Below are 17,995 nucleotides of genomic sequence, written 5' to 3' on the forward strand. Positions count from 1 at the left end.
GGGATGTGGAGGCATTGGGAAAGTAGGCTTGGAGTATGTGTACCAGATGCACGTAAACGACATATACCGCTACCTTTTCCGGCTGACACGCGATACCAGGCATGCGGAGGACTTGACGCAGGAGGTTTTTTTCCGGGCGTATGCCTCCCTGGAAGACTACCGCGGCGAAAAGGTCAGGCCATGGCTGTTCAAGGTCGCTTACCACGCTTTTATCGATTGGCATCGCAAGCAAAAGCGGTGCCCGGTCGACTACATGGAAAAGATGCCGGAACGACCGGACGCATCCGCGAGCGACCCGGCGGAACTGTTGGTCGCTCAGGAATTGTGGAAAGAGGCATATGCGCATCTGGAGCAATTGCCGCCCAAGCAACGACAGGTCATTTTGCTGTCAGCCATGCAATTTTCCTACGCGGAAATGGCAGAGGTGTTGGAGATCGAACTGGCGGACGTCAAACGCTCGCTGTTTCGCGGTCGGCAAAAGATGCGGAAGCTGTGGAAGGAGGAAGGGCCATGACGCACCAAAACGGTCATGATCGCGAGCAAAAGCTGCTCGCTTATTTGAGAGGGGAACTGACAGGGGAAGAAGCAAAGCGGCTTGGCGAGGAGCTGGCAGCCGATGAGGCATGCGCAGAGCGGCTGGAGCGGCTTTTGCTGGGCGAAGAAGGAGAGCAGCAACCACGGGAACTCGACGCGCTGGACGAGGGCGGGCACAGCCAGCTTTCCGAAGCGAAGCAGAGGGCGATTGTCCGGCGGGGAAAATGGAAAAATCGCTTGCTCAGTTCCGTGTACGCTTTTGCCATCCCGTTTGTAATTGGCGTGGTATTTCTGGGCGTCAACGGATGGGTAGGGTCGTCGATGCACGATGATCTGCACCGGGTAGCGAAGGACATGGTCAATTTTACGCAGCCGGGTGTCAGCGTGGGCAGCAGCGGCTCGCAGGTGGGACTGCTGTACGGCAGCATCCAGATGGAGCTTCGCGAGCGAGTAGGGGCGGACATCAAAAACGCAGGCCGCTTTGAAAGCACCAACGTGTTGTGGAACGTCAACGCCAAGCCGCAATGGACCAACGGCGTCAGGGAGCAAAAGCTGTTTTTCCGCTATCCGCTTCAAAGCGGGCAAAAACCGGACGCAGACGAACTGGCGCATTGGCGCACGCCAGCCTGGACGACTTTGGAGAAGCTCCCCGAAGGAACCGTTGCCCAGTTGGCTGTCTCTTTTGCTGATTTTTTGACGTACGAGCAGTATTATGAGCGAATCTCCCGCTACATCAGCTCCGCCAACCAGGATACGGTCTGGTTGGCAGTGGACACCGGAGTGGAAGCCAGGCACGAAGACCAAAAAGACGGCTACCTGCTCTTGGGGCCGGGAGAAGCATGGGGATTTGCGGAGCACGAGCTGAATTACGGAGCGGCTCCGATTCAGGTCAACGGAGAAGGAAGCCGACGGATGGCAGCCTTTTTGGGGGAAATGGCCTACCTTGTCGAGCAAAAAAGCCTTGCTCGCGACATGGGACAATATTTGGTCTCGCGAAGCGATCCGCAAGTCGAGGAGCGCTATCGCTACTTGCAGGAAAAAGGCGTTCGCCTCTACGGAGCAGTCCTGACCGGACCGACGAAGGAACTGCTCAAACTCAAGGATGAGAAGTCGATTACCGCTGCCTTTGTCGGCCAAATTGACTGGTGGAACTGGGATCGCCCGGCTGCTTCCGGCACTCAGCACGTCTGGTAGGAGAGAAGCGCGGTTTGCGAAAAAAGGGTGTTGACATCGTGGAACGGCAGGTTGTATGATTCAAACTAAATCAAAACCGCATACGTTTGGATACCTTATCCAGAGAAGGTGGAGGGACTGGCCCGATGATACCCGGCAACCGACACGACGCTATTTCAACGCGAGCAGCGGCTGAAACAAAAAGCGACGTGCACGGTGCTAATTCCTGCAGAAACAAAAGTGGTCTGGAAGATAAGGGGGACATGACACGTTTATTATACGTGGCGACAGCGACCTCTTTTCTTCGGGAAAGAGGTCTTTTTTGTGCGTTTGGACACGGATTCCTGACCATTTTGTCATTCCGTTCGAGATAGAGAAAAAAACGATTTGTGAGGGGAGTAATCAATCATGGCATACCGCGCATTGACTGAGCAGGAAGCAGTAGAGTACGTAAAAGGCTTGCCGGGTCTGTTTACAGAAGGAGCAGAGCTGACCAGCCGCGAAATCGGTGACGGGAATCTGAACCTCGTGTTCGATATCCAGGAGCCGGCTACCGGAAAAAAAGTCATCGTGAAGCAAGCGTTGCCGTTTGCGAGAGTCGTGGGAGAATCATGGCCGCTGACGATTGACCGTGCCCGCATCGAGAGTGAAGCGCTCCGCATCCAGCACAAATACGTGCCTGACCTGGTGCCGGAAGTATACCACTTCGATCAGGAGCTGGCGCTGACGGTGATGGAGAACGTAGGCGACCACGTCATCATGCGCAAAGGCTTGATTGAGGGCAAGCGCTACCCGCTTTTTCCGAAGCAGATCGGACGTTTTCTCGCGCAAACCTTGTTCTACACATCCGATTTGGGGGCGCATCCGTACGACAAAAAAGCGCTAGTCGGAACATTCATAAATCCGGAATTATGCAAAATCACAGAAGATCTCGTCTTTACCGACCCGTATGAAAATGCGCCGACCAACGACTTTAACCCGCTGATCCGCAAAGAAGTAGAGGCCATCTGGAACAACAAGCCGCTCAAGCTGGAAATCGCCAAGCTGAAATTCGATTTCCTGACTCGCGCAGAAGCACTTTTGCACGGCGATTTGCACACAGGCAGCATCTTCATCACCGAGAGCAGCCTGAAAGCGATCGACCCCGAATTTGCCTACTACGGGCCGATCGGTTTTGACATCGGTGCCGTTATCGCCAATCTGCTGCTCAACTACGCTGGTCAGCACGGCTTGCAAAATGACCAAGGAGAACGCGACTCCTACCGCGAATACTTACTGGAAACGGTTGAAGATGTCTGGAACGAATTTGTTTCCCAGTTTGTCCAGCTCTGGCACAAGCAGGCTAAAGAACGCAGCGCTCATGTCGAGGGCTTGTGGCAAAGCTACGTGAAACGACTGATTCAGGATACGGCAGGCTATGCCGGATGCAAAATTTTGCGCCGTGTGATCGGCCTGGCAGGAGTGGCTGATCTGAATGCCATCGCAGACGCCGAAAAACGCGCCGAAGCAGAACGACTAGCGCTGGCGATCGGGGAAGCGCTGATTCTCGGACGCAACGACATTGAGGAATCGACAGACATCACGGACATCGTCCGCAACGTAACCGCACGCTACTATCAGGAGGCAACGACAGTATGACAACCAGTACACAAACAACGCCAGTCAAGTGGGAAGACGACGTACTCGTCTTGCTTGATCAGACGCGTTTGCCAGTAGAAACGATTTATTTGCAGCTGACGACCGCCGAACAAGTATGGGGCTCGATTCGCCGCCTGGAAGTGCGCGGAGCACCGGCAATCGGCATGGCCGCCGCCTACGGACTGTATTTGGGAATCCGCGGCAGCGAAGTGCAAACGTATGAACAGTTTTGGCAAGAGCTGAACAGCCAGGCAGACTATTTGGGAACGTCCCGGCCAACTGCTGTGAATCTGTTCTGGGCGCTTGACCGGATCAAAGCACGCGTGCAACAAAACTCCGCCTTGCCCGTTGACGAGCTGAAAAAAGCTGTGCTCGACGAAGCACTGGCGATTCAAAAAGAAGACGCAGAAGTATGTCGCACGATCGGCGAACATTTGCTGACGCTGTTGCAAGACGGCATGGGCGTGCTTACACACTGTAATCCGGGTGCGCTGGCTACTGCTGCATACGGTACGGCTACCGCTCCTTTCTATTTGGCAAAAGAACGCGGGTGGGATTTGAAAGTATACGCCGACGAGACGCGCCCCGTATTGCAAGGCGCTCGCCTGACCGCCTATGAATTGCAGCAGGCTGGGATTGATGTCACCTTGATTTGCGACAACATGGCAGCTATGGTCATGTCGCAAGGCAAAGTGCAGGCCGTTGTCGTGGGAACAGACCGTGTAGCGGCCAACGGCGACGTCGCCAACAAAATCGGCACGTATGGAGTAGCCGTTTTGGCAAAAGCGCATGGCATTCCTTTCTATGTAGCGGCGCCGCTGTCCTCTGTCGATCTGGCGACGGCGACAGGTGCGGAAATTCCGATCGAGGAACGTCCGGCAGAAGAGATCACACACGGCTTGGGCAAACAGGTAGCACCGGATGATATTAAAGTGTACAATCCGGCGTTTGACGTGACGCCTGCCCAGTACATTACCGCGATTGTGACAGAGACGGGCATTTTCAAGCCGGAAGAGATCGCGAAAAGCAAACAATAGTCCGTCGTATCAGGAGCGTCTGCCTTTTTATGGCGGGCGCTTTTTTTCAGGAATAGATCGTCTGATTCTTGCTAAATTATGGAACCAGCCGCATAATCGAGCGTAAGAAGTTGCTTGCCCGTTGAAAGCGAATGAGAAGGAGGAGCGGTTATCATGAGAACGATCCCGATTTCCGAAGAAGCATTTCTCAAACAGTTGGAGTTGTCGGATGCCAGCGAAATGTTTTGGCTCACCGATACGAACCGATCCTACCTCAAAGAGTGGCTGCCTTGGCTGAATTACACGAAGTGCGAGGATGACACGAGCTATTTCATCCAAAGAACGATTCAACAGTATGACGACAATCAAGGGATTCACTACGGAATCTGGTATAACGGACGGATGGCCGGGACTCTCGGTGTGCACAATCTGGACTGGATCAACAAGAAGACATCACTGGGCTATTGGCTTGGCGCCGGCTTTCAGGGCAAGGGGCTGATGACCAAAGCAGTGGCGGCGTATATGGATCACCTTGTTTTCGGTTCATGGAACTTGGAGAAAATCACGATTCAGGCGGCGACAGGCAATTCGAAAAGCAGAGCGATCCCCGAGAGACTCGGCTTTCAACTGGAGGGAATCCTGCGGCGCAATGAGTTTTTGTATGACCATTTTGTCGACCATGCCGTGTACAGCATGTTGAAGGAAGAATGGCAGGAAAGAGCCAGACAAAAAAGGTAGATTGACAAAGAAAATTCAGTCAATTACGATGAAGGAAGCAAAAAGGGGCTGCGCGATTCGCACGCCCTTTTTTGCTCGATAAAAAGAGGTGATTAGCTTGAAGACACTCAAGGAGCTATCCTGGTTTTTTCGTGCCCACTGGAAGCGGTACACGATCGGCATAGCCTTTTTGTTTTTCATCGACATTTTGATGCTCTGGCCGCCGCGGCTGATCGGCGAGACTGTCGACGCGATGCGCAACAGCTCTTTGACTGCCCAAGACTTGACGCGGACAGTCACGATTTTGCTCGCGCTTGGGGTCGGGCTGTACGCGATGCGCTTTGCCTGGAGGTATTTGCTGAACGGCGGCGCGTTGATTTTGGAGCGAACTTTGCGAGAGCGGCTTTTCGGGCATTTGACCCGGATGACGCCGTCTTTTTACCATCGCAAGCGTAGCGGTGATTTGATGGCTGTGGCAACCAACGACATTCCCGCCATCGAGCAGACGGCGAGTACCGGAGTGCTCACGCTGGTCGATTCGTTGTTCATGACGCTTTTGACGCTCGGAGTCATGGTGACCGCGATCGACTGGAAGCTGACGCTCGCCGCTTTGATTCCGATGCCTTTTTTGGCCTGGTCGACTGCCTATTACGGCCGCTTGCTGCATGAGCGCTTTTACTTGGCGCAGGAAGCGTTCGGCGAGATGAACGATCACGTCCAGCAGTCGATTTCCGGCGTGCGGGTACTGCGGGCGTTTGTGCAGGAAAAGGAAGATATTGAAGCCTACAGAAGAGTCAGCGAGAAAACGCTGGAGCGAAACGTCAGCGTGTCGCGGATCGACGCCCTGTTCGAGCCGACAATTGCCATCATTATAGGTTTCAGCTTTTTGATCGGGCTTGGCTATGGAACATACCTTGTCTTTACGAGCGCGATTTCTTTGGGGGAACTGGTCGCCTTCAACCTGTACCTCGGGCTGTTGATCTGGCCGATGTTCGCTTTTGGCTGGCTAGTCAATGTGTTGCAGCGTGGCGGCGCGTCCCACAAGCGTCTGTCCGAGCTGCTTGTGGAGCAGCCCGATGTGCACGAGGTTGACCATCCGATTGCGGCAGAGACACCCCATACAGTAGAAGCTCGCCACTTTTCGTTCGCCTACCCGGGCAGTGACAAGCTGGCGCTGTCCGACATTACGTTTTTTTTGCGCGAAGGGGAGACGCTGGGCATTGTCGGCCGGACAGGGAGCGGGAAGTCGACCTTGTGCCGCGCTCTTTTGCACCAGTATGAAATGAAAAGTCAGACGCTGTTCGTCGGAGGCGTGCCGATTGAGGAGCTGTCTTTTGATACGCTGCGGCAAAAGATCGCGTATGTGCCCCAGGAGCACTTGCTGTTCTCCCGCACGATTGCGGAAAACGTCTCGTTCGGCAAGCCGGGTGCGAGCGAGGCGGAAGTGCTGCACGCGATGCGGCTGGCGGAAATGGAGAGCGACCTGATGCAATTCCGCGAAGGATTGAAAACGATGGTCGGAGAAAAAGGCGTGACGCTCTCCGGGGGACAAAAGCAACGAATCTCGATTGCCCGCGCCCTGCTGCTCGATGCGGGCATCCTCGTCTTGGACGATTCCTTGTCGGCGGTTGACGCACGCACGGAGGAGGCGATTTTGCGCCATCTGCGCCAGGAGCGTGCCAACAAGACGACGATCATTACGGCGCATCGCCTGTCTGCCGTCCAGCATGCCGAGCTGATCCTCGTGCTCGATGAGGGGCGAATTGTCGAGCGGGGAACACATGCCGAGCTGATGCAGCAAAACGGCTGGTACGCCGAGCAGTATCGCAGGCAGCAGATGGAGCAAGACGTTGCTGGATAAATCGGCATAGTGGGAGGGAGAGCGTTTCGTGAGTAAAGAAAAAAGCTGGAAGCGGCTGGTTGAATTTGCCCGGCCGTTTCAGAAACAAATATGGGGAGCGCTGTTCCTGCTTTTACTTGGAACCAGCGCGGAGCTGGCAGGCCCTTTTCTCGCCAAGGTGATGATCGACAATCACATTTTGGCGATCCAGAAGCCGTGGTATCAGCTGGAAGAACGGCCGCAAGCGTCAGCCGAAAAAGCGGTCGCCATCCAGGATCGGTATTATATGCGCGAAGATGCGCTCCAGGAGGCGGGGTTGACTCGGGAAAGCGTCCGAGGCGCAGAAATGACCGTGCTTTCCGAAGGAGCTACGTACTATTTAATGGAGGGCAAGCTCAGTGAGAATGCCCAAAATACGGAAAAGAAGTTTGCGCCAGTCGAGCCGGAAAATGGCCGGGAGCGCTTCGCGGTAACGACGGAAGCTGCTGACGGAACGGAAACGACGTTGACGGGCATCAAGCTGACAGCCGACGAAGTGCTGGCGCTGTATCAAAACGACGTGCAGCCGATCATCTGGCTGTCAGTCGGGTACGGGGCGCTGATTTTGCTGTCGGCGTGCTTCAACTACATCCAGATTTTGTGGTTGCAGACGACCGCCCAGCGCATCATTCAGCGCATGCGGATGAAGTTGTTCGTTCATTTGCAAAAGCTCCCGGTGTCCTTTTTTGACAAGACACCTGTCGGCTCGCTCGTCTCCCGCGTCAGCAACGATACCGAAGCGATCCGCGAGCTTTACGTGAGTGTGCTGGCTACTTTTGTCCAGAACGGCATTTATTTGGTCGGGATTTTGATCGCGCTGTTCGTGCTCCAGCCGCAGCTCGCTTTGTTTTGCTGTTTGACGGTTCCGCTGCTCGTCGCTTTGATTTATGTATACCAAAAGTACAGCTCGCGCTACTATGCGGTGATTCGGGCGAAGCTGGGCGACATGAATGCCACTATTAATGAAATGATTCAAAACATGACGATTGTCCAGGCGTTTCGCCGCGAAAAAGGCGTGCAGGAAGAGTTCGCGCAGGTGAACGAGAGCTACTTCAAGATGCGGATGAAGGAGATCAACCTGGAATCTCTTTTGCTGCGGCCTGCTGTCGACTTGATCTGGAAAATCGCCCTGACGGTGATCATCTGGTATTACGGTTCCGCGTCTTTTCACAGTGTCATCTCGTTTGGGGCGCTGTTTGCCTTTGTCGATTACATGGGACGTTTTTTCGAGCCGATCAACATGATCATGAATCGTCTGTCGCAAATGCAGCAGGCAACGATCGCCGCGGCTCGCGTGTTCGATATTTTGGATACGGCGCCGGAAACGGAGCAGGCCGGCAAGCAAATCGAGCGGCCGCGCGGGGAAGTCGTTTTCGACCAAGTATCATTCGCTTACAACGAGGATGACTACGTGCTCAAAAACGTCTCGTTCACGGCAAAGCCTGGTCAGACGATTGCGCTAGTCGGTCATACCGGATCGGGAAAAAGCTCGCTGATGAACCTGCTGCTCGGTTTTTATCCGGTGACAAAAGGAAGCATTTTGATTGACGGGCAAAACATGCGCAAGATCGATACGCATTCGTTGCGCAGCCATGTAGGGCTTGTGCTGCAAGATCCGTTTTTGTTTACAGGTACGATCGGCTTCAACATTCGCATGTACGACGACGCGATCTCGGATGAAGATGTCGTGCAGGCAGCCAAGGCGGTGCGGGCTGACGAATTTATTACCCGCCTGCCGAACGGCTACGAGGAACCAGTCGTGGAGCGCGGGATGACGCTGTCAGCTGGTCAGCGGCAACTCATCTCTTTTGCCCGCGCGCTGGCTGCCGATCCGGCCATTCTGATTCTCGACGAGGCGACCGCCAGTATCGACAGCGAAACAGAGCTGGCGATCCAGGAAGCTTTGCACGTCCTGTCGCGTGGACGTACGACGTTTATCATTGCCCATCGGCTTTCGACGATTCAGCATGCCGACCAGATTCTCGTCCTCTCCCGGGGAGAAATTGTGGAGCGGGGCAATCACGAGGAACTGATGGCGCAGGATGGACTGTATCAAAAAATGTACCAGCTTCAACAGGGCAGTGTTTCTGTTAAACTGGGTGGATAGAGGTTTTTTGGAGAGAAAGGAGCTTCAACACCATGTCTTCATCGCGCTACACCTTCTGGGTGTTGATTTTGGTGGTAGCCATAGCTGGACTGAGCCAAGGGTTGAGCATTCCGTTGTTGGCTGTGCTGTTGGAAAAGCAGGGCGTGTCATCTGTCATGAACGGACTGAACGCCGCCGCCCTGTACATCGGGATGGTATTGGTTTCGCCCTTGCTGGAAATTCCGCTCCGGCGGATTGGTTACCGATCCACGATTTTGTGGGGGATGCTGCTGCTTACCGTCGCGACAGGGCTGATTCCGCTGTTCAGCCATCTGGCCGTGTGGTTCGTGCTCAGGATGCTGATGGGGATCGGGGATACCAGCTTGCACTATTCGAGTCAAATGTGGGTAACGAAGATCGCCTCGCCGCAAACGCGCGGGCGCGACTTGTCCCTGTACGGTTTGGCGTACGGAGTGGGCTTCAGTATCGGGCCGCTGGGCTTGAATTTGTTGCCGCTGGGACTGTGGGTGCCTTTTGGCGTGCTGCTGTTTTTGTACGCCATCGCTTTTTTGCTCATCTTGCGGATTCAAAACGAGTTTCCCGAAGCGATTGTGCAGGCGGAAAAGAAACAGAACAAGTACGCCACGGTTTTGCGCATCGGTTGGCTGTCCCTGATTCCGTCTTTCTTGTACGGATTCATGGAGACTTCTTTGAACGGCAGCTTCCCGGTCTACGCGCTGCGCACCGGGCTGTCGATTGAATGGGTATCGCTTATTCTCCCGGCGTTTGTGGTAGGCAGCATCATTTTGCAAATGCCGCTTGGCACTTTGAGCGATCGGATCGGCCGCAGGCAAGTCATGCTCGCTTGCGCCATCGTCGGCGGAGTTGCTTTTTTCCTGTTCCCGCTCGCCGGGGAAAACGTTTGGCTGATGATGCTTTTGCTGGCGATTGCCGGAGCAGCAGTCGGTTCATTTTATTCGCTCGGTTTGGCCTATTCCGCCGATATTTTGCCTGCGGCGATGGTGCCGACCGCAGGCATCATTGCCGGAATCAATTTCGGTGTGGCGAGCATTCTCGCGCCGAATGTCAACGGCGTGCTCATGGAGTGGTGGGAGCCGTGGACGATGTTTTGGGTAATGGGGGCGCTGCTGGTTGTTTTTGCCGCAGCCTGCCTGTTTGCGAAAAACAGCAAGTCGCAAGATACACAATGCTCGTTGCCTTTGCAAAAACAAGGGTGACAGGGGGCAAGCCAGATCGCCATCTCTCGTGTTTGTTCGAGGGATGGTTTTTTTCTGTGGGAAAAAAGCATAAACGGGCGCAGGGGAGGGAAGCGTATGAATAAAGTAGAAATGCTTGTGGAAGGGGTTGACCCGATGCTGACTCCGTGCATATTCAAGCGGGGACTCGTCTGGATTTTGTTTTTCGTTCTCAGTCTGGTCGTTATCCCGTTCTTTTCTGACGAGGGCCAGACACCGCCCGCGAATCCTCCTGCTGCGAACGCTGCTGCCCAGCCGTAGTTGGCTTGGCGAGCGATTTTTGCAGATGTAGACACGCTCCGTTACATGAACTTTGGGGCAGGACGTCGCGACGTTTTGCCCACAAAAAACACGCCAGGTCAGTCCTTGGCGTGTTTTTCTTGGCTATAGCGTTTATTTGGTGACGAAGTTTTGCGTGTAGAACGGCTGACCGGCTTTGATCACGACACCGACGCCCAATTGCTTGTAGTTTTGATTCAAAAGATTTTGGCGATGCCCGGAGGAGTTCATCCAGCCCATGTGGACTTCAATGCCGTCCAACTGGCCGTAGGCGATATTCTCTCCCGCATAGCTGTAGCGAATGCCCGCTTTTTTCAGGCGGTCAAACGGGCTTCCGGTCGTCGGCGAATTGTGACTGAAATAATTATGCTGCGCCATGTCGTTGCTGTGCGCACGGGCGACGACTGCTACCTGCTCGTCCCACGTCAGGACAGGCAGCTTGGCACGCTGCCGCGCTACGTTCAGCAAGTCGAAATTTTCTTTCTCATAGGCGATCGCCACTTGCTTGATTTGCGCATCCGTCAGCTTGGGTGCAGCGGGCAATTCCGTGTACACAATCGGATACATCAAGCCCATGGCAATAGTGGCAAAGTGCTCGGGCGTAGAGATGCGGACACCTGCGACCTTGTTTCCGCCCAATTGGTCGATGGAAAAGGTGAATACCTGATTGTTTTGCATATAGGTCGGATGGCTAAGCGTATTTTCCTGAATGCGCAAGCCAGACGTGATCGGCAAAGTGCTTTTCGGCGCTCCCCACGCATCTTGCAAAGCTTTCGTGGTCGAACCGATGGTCACTCCCCCGACGTTTACATTCGCTCCGTTGGAAAACAGCGTGACGGCTTTGCCGTTCTGGATGCCTACTTGTATGTAATGGTTCAAGTCCCGATTGTAAATCCACCATTCCACTCCTGTGTGGCTCGGGTCTTTGCGTGCTGGCTTGCCCAGCTTTTGCTCGACTTGCGCGGCAGTCATTCCGAGCGCAATCCCGTAGGTCGACACGGATTTGACGGCAGCTTGCTGGGTGGAGACAGGGGAAGCCGCTGTCACAAAAGTGGGCTGCAGCTGACCCAACAGCGCCAGGGAAAGGCCAAAGGCGAGGATGCTGGCTACTTTTTTCTTGTTCATCTGTCTACCTCCTCGGATGGAAAAGCTTTGGTTGATACAAGTATCGGTGTATGCACAGGCGAAAAACAGAGGCTAAGGATGCAATTTATGTCGAAAAAAGGAACAAGCCCCACTGCAAGAGTGGAGGCTTGTCATTTGCGATCCCATATGACGTACGTTTTGGCGAGCAAGTCGTGCCAGCCCTGCTTTTGCGGATTCCAGCCCACCCACATGTAGCCGATGCAAAAGACGAGCGAGGAAAGCAGCTTGCCAAGCACCTCGCGCAAAATGACTTGTCCGCCAGTCAGCCTGCCGCGAGCGTGCCTGGCGCTGATGACGCGGATGCCGATAATTTGCTTGCCCAGCGTCTGACCTGTCCACCATGTCAAAAGAACTAAATAAAGCAGACCGAACAGCGCTTCCAACAGATCGATCAGCGAAAGAAAGTCGCCGGATACGCCGAGATTGCGGCGAAGCGGATTGAAAACCAGCATGCTCACGCCAACCAAAAACAGCGAGTCCAAGAGAGTAGCAGCTACCCGAATCCAAAAGCCTGCAAACTGATGCTCGCGCGGCGGCTCCTGACTGTTTTCCAAAGCTTGAATGGCATCTGGATCGCTCATTCGTTTCACTCCTTTATCAAAACGAAGGGATAAATTGGTACAACAGTCGGGGAGAGCTTTGGCGCTGCAAAATGTTACCGATTCCAAGCGGGTCCGGATTGGACCAATGCTGCTTCAAGCTGAACAGCAGCTTGCTGATGGAGAGCTGGTCACTGTAGCGCACGACCATGGCGTCTTGTTCCCCGGAGAGGGAGAGAGCGTGCCGGGTCGCTTCTTCCAAATCGCCGAACTCATCGATCAGCCCGAGCTTTTTGGCTTGCTCGCCGGAATACACCCGTCCATCGGCAATTTCCAGCACGCGCTGGCGCGAGAGATTGCGGCCTTTTGCAATCACGTCGACGAACTTGCCGTAGCTTTCATTCACCAGCGACTGAAAAATTTGCCGCTCAGGCTCGGTCAAAGGACGCGCCGGACTGCCGATATCCTTGTACCGCCCGCTTTTGATCGCAAACTGCTTGACTCCCAGCTTGGCAGCCGCTTCGCTGTAGTTCACCAGCGAGAAGATGACGCCTAGACTTCCGGTCAATGTATTCGGATTGGCGAAAATCGAATCTCCAGCCGTCGCCAAATAATACCCGCCTGACGCGGCCGTGGAGCCCATGCTGACGACAATCGGAATATCGCGGAGCTGTTTGAGCCGCAAAAGACGGGTGTGCAGCTCATCGGTAGCGACAACCTCGCCGCCGGGACTGTCGATCCTGAGCACCAACGCCTTGACCAGCTCATCTTCCTCGACTCTCCGCAACTGTTCGGCGAGCAGCTCCGCCATGGAGGGCATCCCGGTTGCGTTTGGCTCCCCGGAAATGACGCCGTTTACGAACAACTGCACGATCTTGCTGCTGCCTGAGCCGTACACAATATTTTCTTCCCAGGCAAATCCGGGATTGTCGGCCAGCTCTTCATACCCTCCAGCCAAGCCTTCCACGGTAATGCCTGCGAAAAAGACAACCAGCACGATCAGGAGGGCGACCCATTTTTTACGATGCATGAAAACCACCTCCCCTTTAGGATGAGCAGCGAAGGGAATCATTACGCTGGGACGGGCGTTGGAAAAATGCGGATTGCCGGGAATACCAAAAAGAAGTAAGAGTATTCATGCAATTGCTTCTATATTGCGGTACAATATGATTGTGGAATACAGCGAACGCAGCAACTGCAATAGGGGGATGACAATGATCATACAAGTGACTGATTTGACCAAAAGCTACGGAGAGCTTCAGGTTTTGAAAGGAATTACGACACAGGTGGCGGAAAAGGAGGTCGTGTGCATCATCGGGCCGTCCGGGTCGGGCAAAAGCACCTTTTTGCGCTGTCTGAACCAGCTGGAGCCATTGACCAGCGGAAGAGTCGTCATCAACGGTCACGACTTGTCGGACCCCAAGACAGACATCAACAAAGTCAGGGAAGAAGTAGGCATGGTTTTTCAGCGCTTTAACCTGTTTCCGCATAAAACGGTTTTGGAAAATGTCATGCTCGCTCCGATCAAGGTCAGAAAGCTCGCGCATGAGGAAGCTCGCAAGCAAGGACTGGCATTGCTGGAAAAGGTGGGGCTGCAGGACAAGGCAGACGTTTATCCGGAGCGGCTGTCCGGGGGGCAGATGCAGCGGGTCGCCATCGCCAGAGCGCTTGCGATGAATCCAAAAGTGATGCTGTTTGACGAGCCGACTTCCGCGCTTGACCCGGAGCTGGTAGGAGAAGTGCTGGCCGTGATGAAAAGCTTGGCCAAGGAAGGAATGACCATGGTGGTAGTCACGCATGAGATGGGATTTGCCAAAGAAGTGGGCGACCGCATCATTTTCATGGATCAGGGCATTATCATGGCTGAAGGAAGTCCCAAAGAGTTTTTTGACAACACCAGCCATGAACGCCTGCGTTCTTTCCTGGGAAAAGTGCTTGCTTAAAAGAAACGGCACCTGCTGCATCGCCGCAAGCGATCGCGACGGTGCCTTTTACTTGGACGCATCGAGCAGTTGGGAGACCGTGACAAAGCGATAGCCTTGCGCGCGCAGATCACTGATCAATTCTTGCAGGGCAGCCACCGTCTGCTTTTGGTTCAGGCCACCATCGTGAAACAAAATAATGTCGCCGGACGAGACGTTGCTTTTCACGCTTTTGGCAATGACCGAGGCGGTTCTCGCCAGTGACCAGTCTCTGGGATCGACAGACCAGTGGATGATGTCGTAGCCGCTTGCCTGAACCGCGTTCATGACGTCGTGGGTCATGACGCCGCCAGCCGGACGATAATATTGGGCGAGAATGCCCGTAGTTTTCAGGATGGAGCGTTCAGCGTGCTTGAGATCCTCGTACACCTCGTGCTCCGTCAGTTTATTCAGGTCAAAATGATGATAGCCGTGGTTGCCGATTTCGTGTCCGGCTTTGTAAATCCATTGGAGCACTTTCGGATGCTTGTCTACCTGGGAGCCAAGGACGAAAAAGGTAGCTTGCACCCCGTTTTTGTGGAGCACTTCCAAAATTTTCGGAGTATAGGTAGCGTCCGGGCCGTCATCAAAGGTCAGGGCGACTACCTTTTTGTTCGTGTCGATGCGGTGAATCGGCTCATAGGAAGGGAGCAGTTCCTTCGCAAAAGCAGGAGTGCTCCCGAAGCCGAGCAGGCAGACGATCAGCAATGCAACGAGCGAGCCGCGGCTCATGGCGGATGCCTCCTTTTTACTGAAGATGCTTCTAGGTTCACCCATGCTGGAGAAAACATGCTGCCAAAAGAAAACAGCGCCCGGCGCGGACAGACAATATGGTAAAATGAAAGAACTGTAATGGGGAGAGGAGAGAATGAAGTGGAACTCCGCGGTATCCTGCATGGGCTGACCCATGACTATCATGGAAAAGACAAGCCTGTCGACTATTATTTGAACATCGGGGAAGAACGCATGCCCTTGAACGAATGGCTGGGCAGTGAACTGTCCATTGCTTTTTTGGGGCAAAAAAATTGCATCGCCTGTGGGCGGAAGACGAACAAAACATTCAACAGCGGGTACTGCTACCCCTGTTTTACCAAACTGCCGGAAAATGACTTGTGCATCGTCAAGCCGCACGAATGTCATTTTGACCAGGGAACGTGCCGGGATGAAAGCTTCGGCGAACAGTATTGCATGATCCCGCACTACGTCTATCTGGCAGTTTCCAGCGACATCAAGGTCGGGCTGACGCGCAAGCACAATCAGCTCAAGCGTTGGGTGGACCAAGGAGCGATTCGGGCGATTCCGATTGCGGAAGTGCCGACACGCCGGATGGCAGGCGAGCTGGAGTATCACCTGAGCCAATTTTTGCCGGACAAGACCAACTGGCGAAAAATGCTCAAGGGCGACGTCAAGGAAATCGACCTGATTGCGATGCGCGATGAAGTGTACAGCCATTTTCCCGAACCGTTCAAAGCTTTCCAATATAGAGAAGACGAATGGGTGGACATTACATACCCGATTTTGGAATCGCTGGACAAAATCAACTCGAAAACGTTGGACAAAGAAGAACAGCTCGGCGGACGACTGATTGGCGTTAAAGCGCAGTACCTGATTTTCGAAAACGGCGTGTTCCAGGTGAGAAAGCACGCCGGCTATCAGGTGGAAATCAAAACGGCTCATTCTGCATAAGTTCGCGCAAACTCCTCACACTGAAAAAGCAAGCCGATGAGCGAGGAGGAAGCGGGCATGGAACAGAAAATCGAGTATACGCAGCCGCTGACCGGAACGTTGGCTGAAGCGGTGGAAACGCAGAATGCAAAGCAGCTGGGGGTTCCTTATTCGCCGCTTGCCAACATGTGGCAGGTAAACCCCGGGAATGAAGCGGTGGAAAATGAAGATGGCGACGATGCTTCTTCATGAACAAAAAACAAGCCTCCAGCCCACGAGCTCGTGTGGGGTTGGAGGTTTGTTTGCATCTGCTCCCGAAACGGAGGCTCAGGCATGCGATGTCAGCGGGAACAAGAAATGCTCCGGTAGCTCTGGAAGCGATGGTCGGACGAACAAGGTGTCATCCGTCTCGGTGATCAGCTCAGCCTGGATGTGTTCATTGTCACTCTCAGGCATGAAGTGAAACTGAATGACGTTCGTTTCATTAGTCAGCAAATGCCCGATGATCTGCTCTGGATCGACTGCTCTTTTGCTTACGATGTCAAAGACATGCAACTGGTCGTCTTCGCGCTCGAACAAGACAATGACGTCTTCCTGCTCGATGTAATAGAGCGAATCGGGAAAGACGAGCAAAAAATAAAACAGGGACAAATGCTCGCTTGCTTGCACACCCCAGCGCGTCGATACCGGAACGCGGCTGGTCGCAAATTCCTTCATTAAGGCAAAATCATCTGCACTGTCGACATCAAGCTTGCGCAGAGCGGATTTGGAAGGGACAGTCGCTTTTACGCGGGATGCCGGCAAGCTGAAACGGCTTTCCTGAACCTTTTGAAAACCGAACTTGGGATAAAAGTCGAGCACGGACGGATTGGCGAACAAGTACAGAAAATCATAGTCCTGTTCGTACTTGGTAATGACGTGGTTCGTCAGCTTTGCCGCCAGCCCTTGCTGACGGTAATCGGGATGCGTCATCACCGTCCCTAGTTGTAGTGCCTGATAAGTTCTGCCGTTGGAAGTCACGATCATTTTATTGACGGAAACATTCGCGATGACTTTTTCTCCGTCCACGTAGGAATAGCAGATGTAATCGTCATTCCAGCAGCCTCTCGTGTACCATTCGTGAAAATCAAGCTCGAATACTTGCTTTGCCAGCTCGTTAAAGCTTTCTTTATAGGTTTGATTGTGCTTGTAGTCACTGATCAGTTGATACTCACGCATTTTGCAGTCCTCCTTTTTGTCTCAAGCCCTGTCATTGTTGCAGCAGCAATGTTTTGTAGCCATCGCCTCCTTTCACCAGAGCAAATTCTGCATAAAAAAGACCACAAGAAGAAAAATCTCCTCGTGGTCCCCGTTTCCAGATATAGGTATACTTCAAACGCCTGCTCTAAAGTAAACAATAGGGCGGATGAACAACGCTGGAATCTGGTTTTGATCAGATTGGATGTCTTCTTAATCGCTGTTGGAAAAAGGGAATACAAAAGAAACGGAGGGCATGCCCTTCATTTGACCTTTTTCCGTATAAAATTCATTGGAATTTTATTTAGCGATTAATAAGTTTCATCATATTCTGCCAAAACCCCATTTCCTAACAATTAACAGTTTCTTTTCACTATAGCATTGATTTTATTTGATAGCAAAATCATATTTAATCGGTGGTGTTGCTTGCAAACGTTGTGTTCTTTGTTGGTATTCTCTTACAATAAATAGGAAGACGATTATGAATGAAAAGCGAGGAAGACGCCCATGACGACGAAAGCTTATTTGTACAGCAAATGTGATACATGCCGCAAAGCGAAAAAATGGCTCACCGAGCAAAATGTCAGTTTCGAGGAAGTGCCTATTGTCGACTCGCCGCCATCGAAAGAAGAGCTGCGCCAGATTTGGCAAACGAGCGGCCTTGATCTGCGCAAGTTTTTCAATGTCAGCGGCGTGCAATACCGCGAGCTTGGCTTGAAGGACAAGCTGCCGACGATGACGGACGAGGAAATGCTTGAATTGCTGGCTTCAAACGGCAAGCTGATCAAGCGCCCGCTGATCGCGAGCGACAACACCGTTACATTGGGCTTCAAGGAAGACGAGTTGCAAAAGGCTTGGGGAGGCAAATAG

At 53.3% G+C, this 17,995-nt stretch carries 18 protein-coding genes and 1 riboswitch; of the genes, 13 read left to right on the forward strand and 5 right to left on the reverse strand.

The features are described 5' to 3' along the window. Positions 1 to 37: 37 nt before the first annotated feature. The 9 genes from EDM60_RS13350 (at position 38) to EDM60_RS13390 (ending at position 10,560) form a co-directional block, all read left to right on the forward strand. Positions 38 to 514: a sigma-70 family RNA polymerase sigma factor gene (locus EDM60_RS13350; protein WP_122964735.1), complete on the forward strand. Its 477-nt coding sequence runs from the start codon at positions 38 to 40 to the stop codon at positions 512 to 514. Next, positions 511 to 1,728 (forward strand): anti-sigma factor, encoded by a 1,218-nt coding sequence (locus EDM60_RS13355; protein ID WP_122964423.1) that lies wholly within the window; start codon positions 511 to 513, stop codon positions 1,726 to 1,728. Before EDM60_RS13350 ends, EDM60_RS13355 begins: the two co-directional genes overlap by 4 nt. Before the next feature lie 92 nt (positions 1,729 to 1,820). Beyond that, positions 1,821 to 1,966, forward strand: a riboswitch (SAM riboswitch). A 149-nt stretch (positions 1,967 to 2,115) separates the two neighbouring features. Beyond that, complete coding sequence (mtnK, locus tag EDM60_RS13360; RefSeq protein ID WP_122964424.1) at positions 2,116 to 3,345, forward strand: S-methyl-5-thioribose kinase; 1,230 nt, start codon at positions 2,116 to 2,118, stop codon at positions 3,343 to 3,345. Continuing rightward, positions 3,342 to 4,382 carry an S-methyl-5-thioribose-1-phosphate isomerase gene (mtnA, locus tag EDM60_RS13365; RefSeq protein ID WP_122964425.1) on the forward strand — a complete coding sequence of 347 codons (1,041 nt, stop codon included), beginning with the start codon at positions 3,342 to 3,344 and terminating at the stop codon, positions 4,380 to 4,382. The genes mtnK and mtnA overlap by 4 nt, the downstream gene beginning before the upstream one ends. A 153-nt stretch (positions 4,383 to 4,535) precedes the next feature. Continuing rightward, positions 4,536 to 5,099 carry a GNAT family N-acetyltransferase gene (locus EDM60_RS13370; RefSeq protein ID WP_122964426.1) on the forward strand — a complete coding sequence of 188 codons (564 nt, stop codon included), beginning with the start codon at positions 4,536 to 4,538 and terminating at the stop codon, positions 5,097 to 5,099. A 97-nt stretch (positions 5,100 to 5,196) separates the two neighbouring features. Beyond that, positions 5,197 to 6,939 (forward strand): ABC transporter ATP-binding protein, encoded by a 1,743-nt coding sequence (locus tag EDM60_RS13375; RefSeq protein ID WP_122964427.1) that lies wholly within the window; start codon positions 5,197 to 5,199, stop codon positions 6,937 to 6,939. 28 nt (positions 6,940 to 6,967) lie between these two features. Continuing rightward, entirely contained in the window at positions 6,968 to 9,064 is a 2,097-nt protein-coding gene (locus tag EDM60_RS13380; RefSeq protein WP_122964428.1) for an ABC transporter ATP-binding protein, read from the forward strand. Next, positions 9,061 to 10,281, forward strand: a complete 1,221-nt coding sequence (locus tag EDM60_RS13385; protein ID WP_255679265.1) for an MFS transporter — start codon at positions 9,061 to 9,063, stop codon at positions 10,279 to 10,281. The genes EDM60_RS13380 and EDM60_RS13385 overlap by 4 nt, the downstream gene beginning before the upstream one ends. A 96-nt stretch (positions 10,282 to 10,377) precedes the next feature. Then, positions 10,378 to 10,560, forward strand: coding sequence for a hypothetical protein (locus EDM60_RS13390; RefSeq protein WP_122964430.1), 183 nt, complete (start codon positions 10,378 to 10,380; stop codon positions 10,558 to 10,560). Positions 10,561 to 10,692: 132 nt separating this feature from the next. Here EDM60_RS13390 and EDM60_RS13395 read toward each other — a convergent pair whose 3' ends face one another. From EDM60_RS13395 to sppA, 3 genes are all read right to left on the reverse strand, one after another. After that, entirely contained in the window at positions 10,693 to 11,703 is a 1,011-nt protein-coding gene (locus EDM60_RS13395; protein WP_122964431.1) for a CAP domain-containing protein, read from the reverse strand. Between the two features lie 131 nt (positions 11,704 to 11,834). Then, positions 11,835 to 12,305: an RDD family protein gene (locus EDM60_RS13400; protein ID WP_122964432.1), complete on the reverse strand. Its 471-nt coding sequence runs from the start codon at positions 12,303 to 12,305 to the stop codon at positions 11,835 to 11,837. Positions 12,306 to 12,321: 16 nt separating this feature from the next. After that, positions 12,322 to 13,293: a signal peptide peptidase SppA gene (gene sppA, locus EDM60_RS13405; RefSeq protein ID WP_122964433.1), complete on the reverse strand. Its 972-nt coding sequence runs from the start codon at positions 13,291 to 13,293 to the stop codon at positions 12,322 to 12,324. A 184-nt stretch (positions 13,294 to 13,477) separates the two neighbouring features. On the opposite strand from sppA, the gene EDM60_RS13410 reads away from it, so the two are divergent. Next, a complete protein-coding gene (locus EDM60_RS13410; RefSeq protein WP_083955624.1) occupies positions 13,478 to 14,206 on the forward strand; it encodes an amino acid ABC transporter ATP-binding protein in 729 nt (242 codons plus the stop codon). Positions 14,207 to 14,254: 48 nt separating this feature from the next. Here EDM60_RS13410 and EDM60_RS13415 read toward each other — a convergent pair whose 3' ends face one another. Beyond that, positions 14,255 to 14,956: a polysaccharide deacetylase family protein gene (locus tag EDM60_RS13415; RefSeq protein ID WP_122964434.1), complete on the reverse strand. Its 702-nt coding sequence runs from the start codon at positions 14,954 to 14,956 to the stop codon at positions 14,255 to 14,257. Positions 14,957 to 15,097: 141 nt separating this feature from the next. Here EDM60_RS13415 and EDM60_RS13420 point away from each other — a divergent pair, with 141 nt between their 5' ends. Together EDM60_RS13420 and EDM60_RS28610 are read left to right on the forward strand one after the other, a co-directional pair. Next, on the forward strand, positions 15,098 to 15,910 hold the full coding sequence (locus EDM60_RS13420; RefSeq protein WP_122964435.1) for a DUF2797 domain-containing protein: 813 nt from the start codon (positions 15,098 to 15,100) through the stop codon (positions 15,908 to 15,910). Between the two features lie 57 nt (positions 15,911 to 15,967). Continuing rightward, the gene (locus EDM60_RS28610; RefSeq protein ID WP_167470295.1) at positions 15,968 to 16,141 is read left to right on the forward strand and encodes a hypothetical protein; all 174 of its coding nucleotides are present in this window, start codon (positions 15,968 to 15,970) and stop codon (positions 16,139 to 16,141) included. 75 nt (positions 16,142 to 16,216) lie between these two features. Here EDM60_RS28610 and EDM60_RS13425 read toward each other — a convergent pair whose 3' ends face one another. Then, positions 16,217 to 17,107, reverse strand: coding sequence for a GNAT family N-acetyltransferase (locus EDM60_RS13425; RefSeq protein ID WP_122964436.1), 891 nt, complete (start codon positions 17,105 to 17,107; stop codon positions 16,217 to 16,219). A gap of 525 nt (positions 17,108 to 17,632) precedes the next feature. On the opposite strand from EDM60_RS13425, the gene EDM60_RS13430 reads away from it, so the two are divergent. After that, the gene (locus tag EDM60_RS13430) at positions 17,633 to 17,995 is read left to right on the forward strand and encodes an arsenate reductase family protein (RefSeq protein ID WP_122964437.1); all 363 of its coding nucleotides are present in this window, start codon (positions 17,633 to 17,635) and stop codon (positions 17,993 to 17,995) included.

The sequence above is a fragment of the Brevibacillus parabrevis genome (assembly GCF_003710905.1).
GTDB classification, from domain to species: domain Bacteria; phylum Bacillota; class Bacilli; order Brevibacillales; family Brevibacillaceae; genus Brevibacillus; species Brevibacillus parabrevis.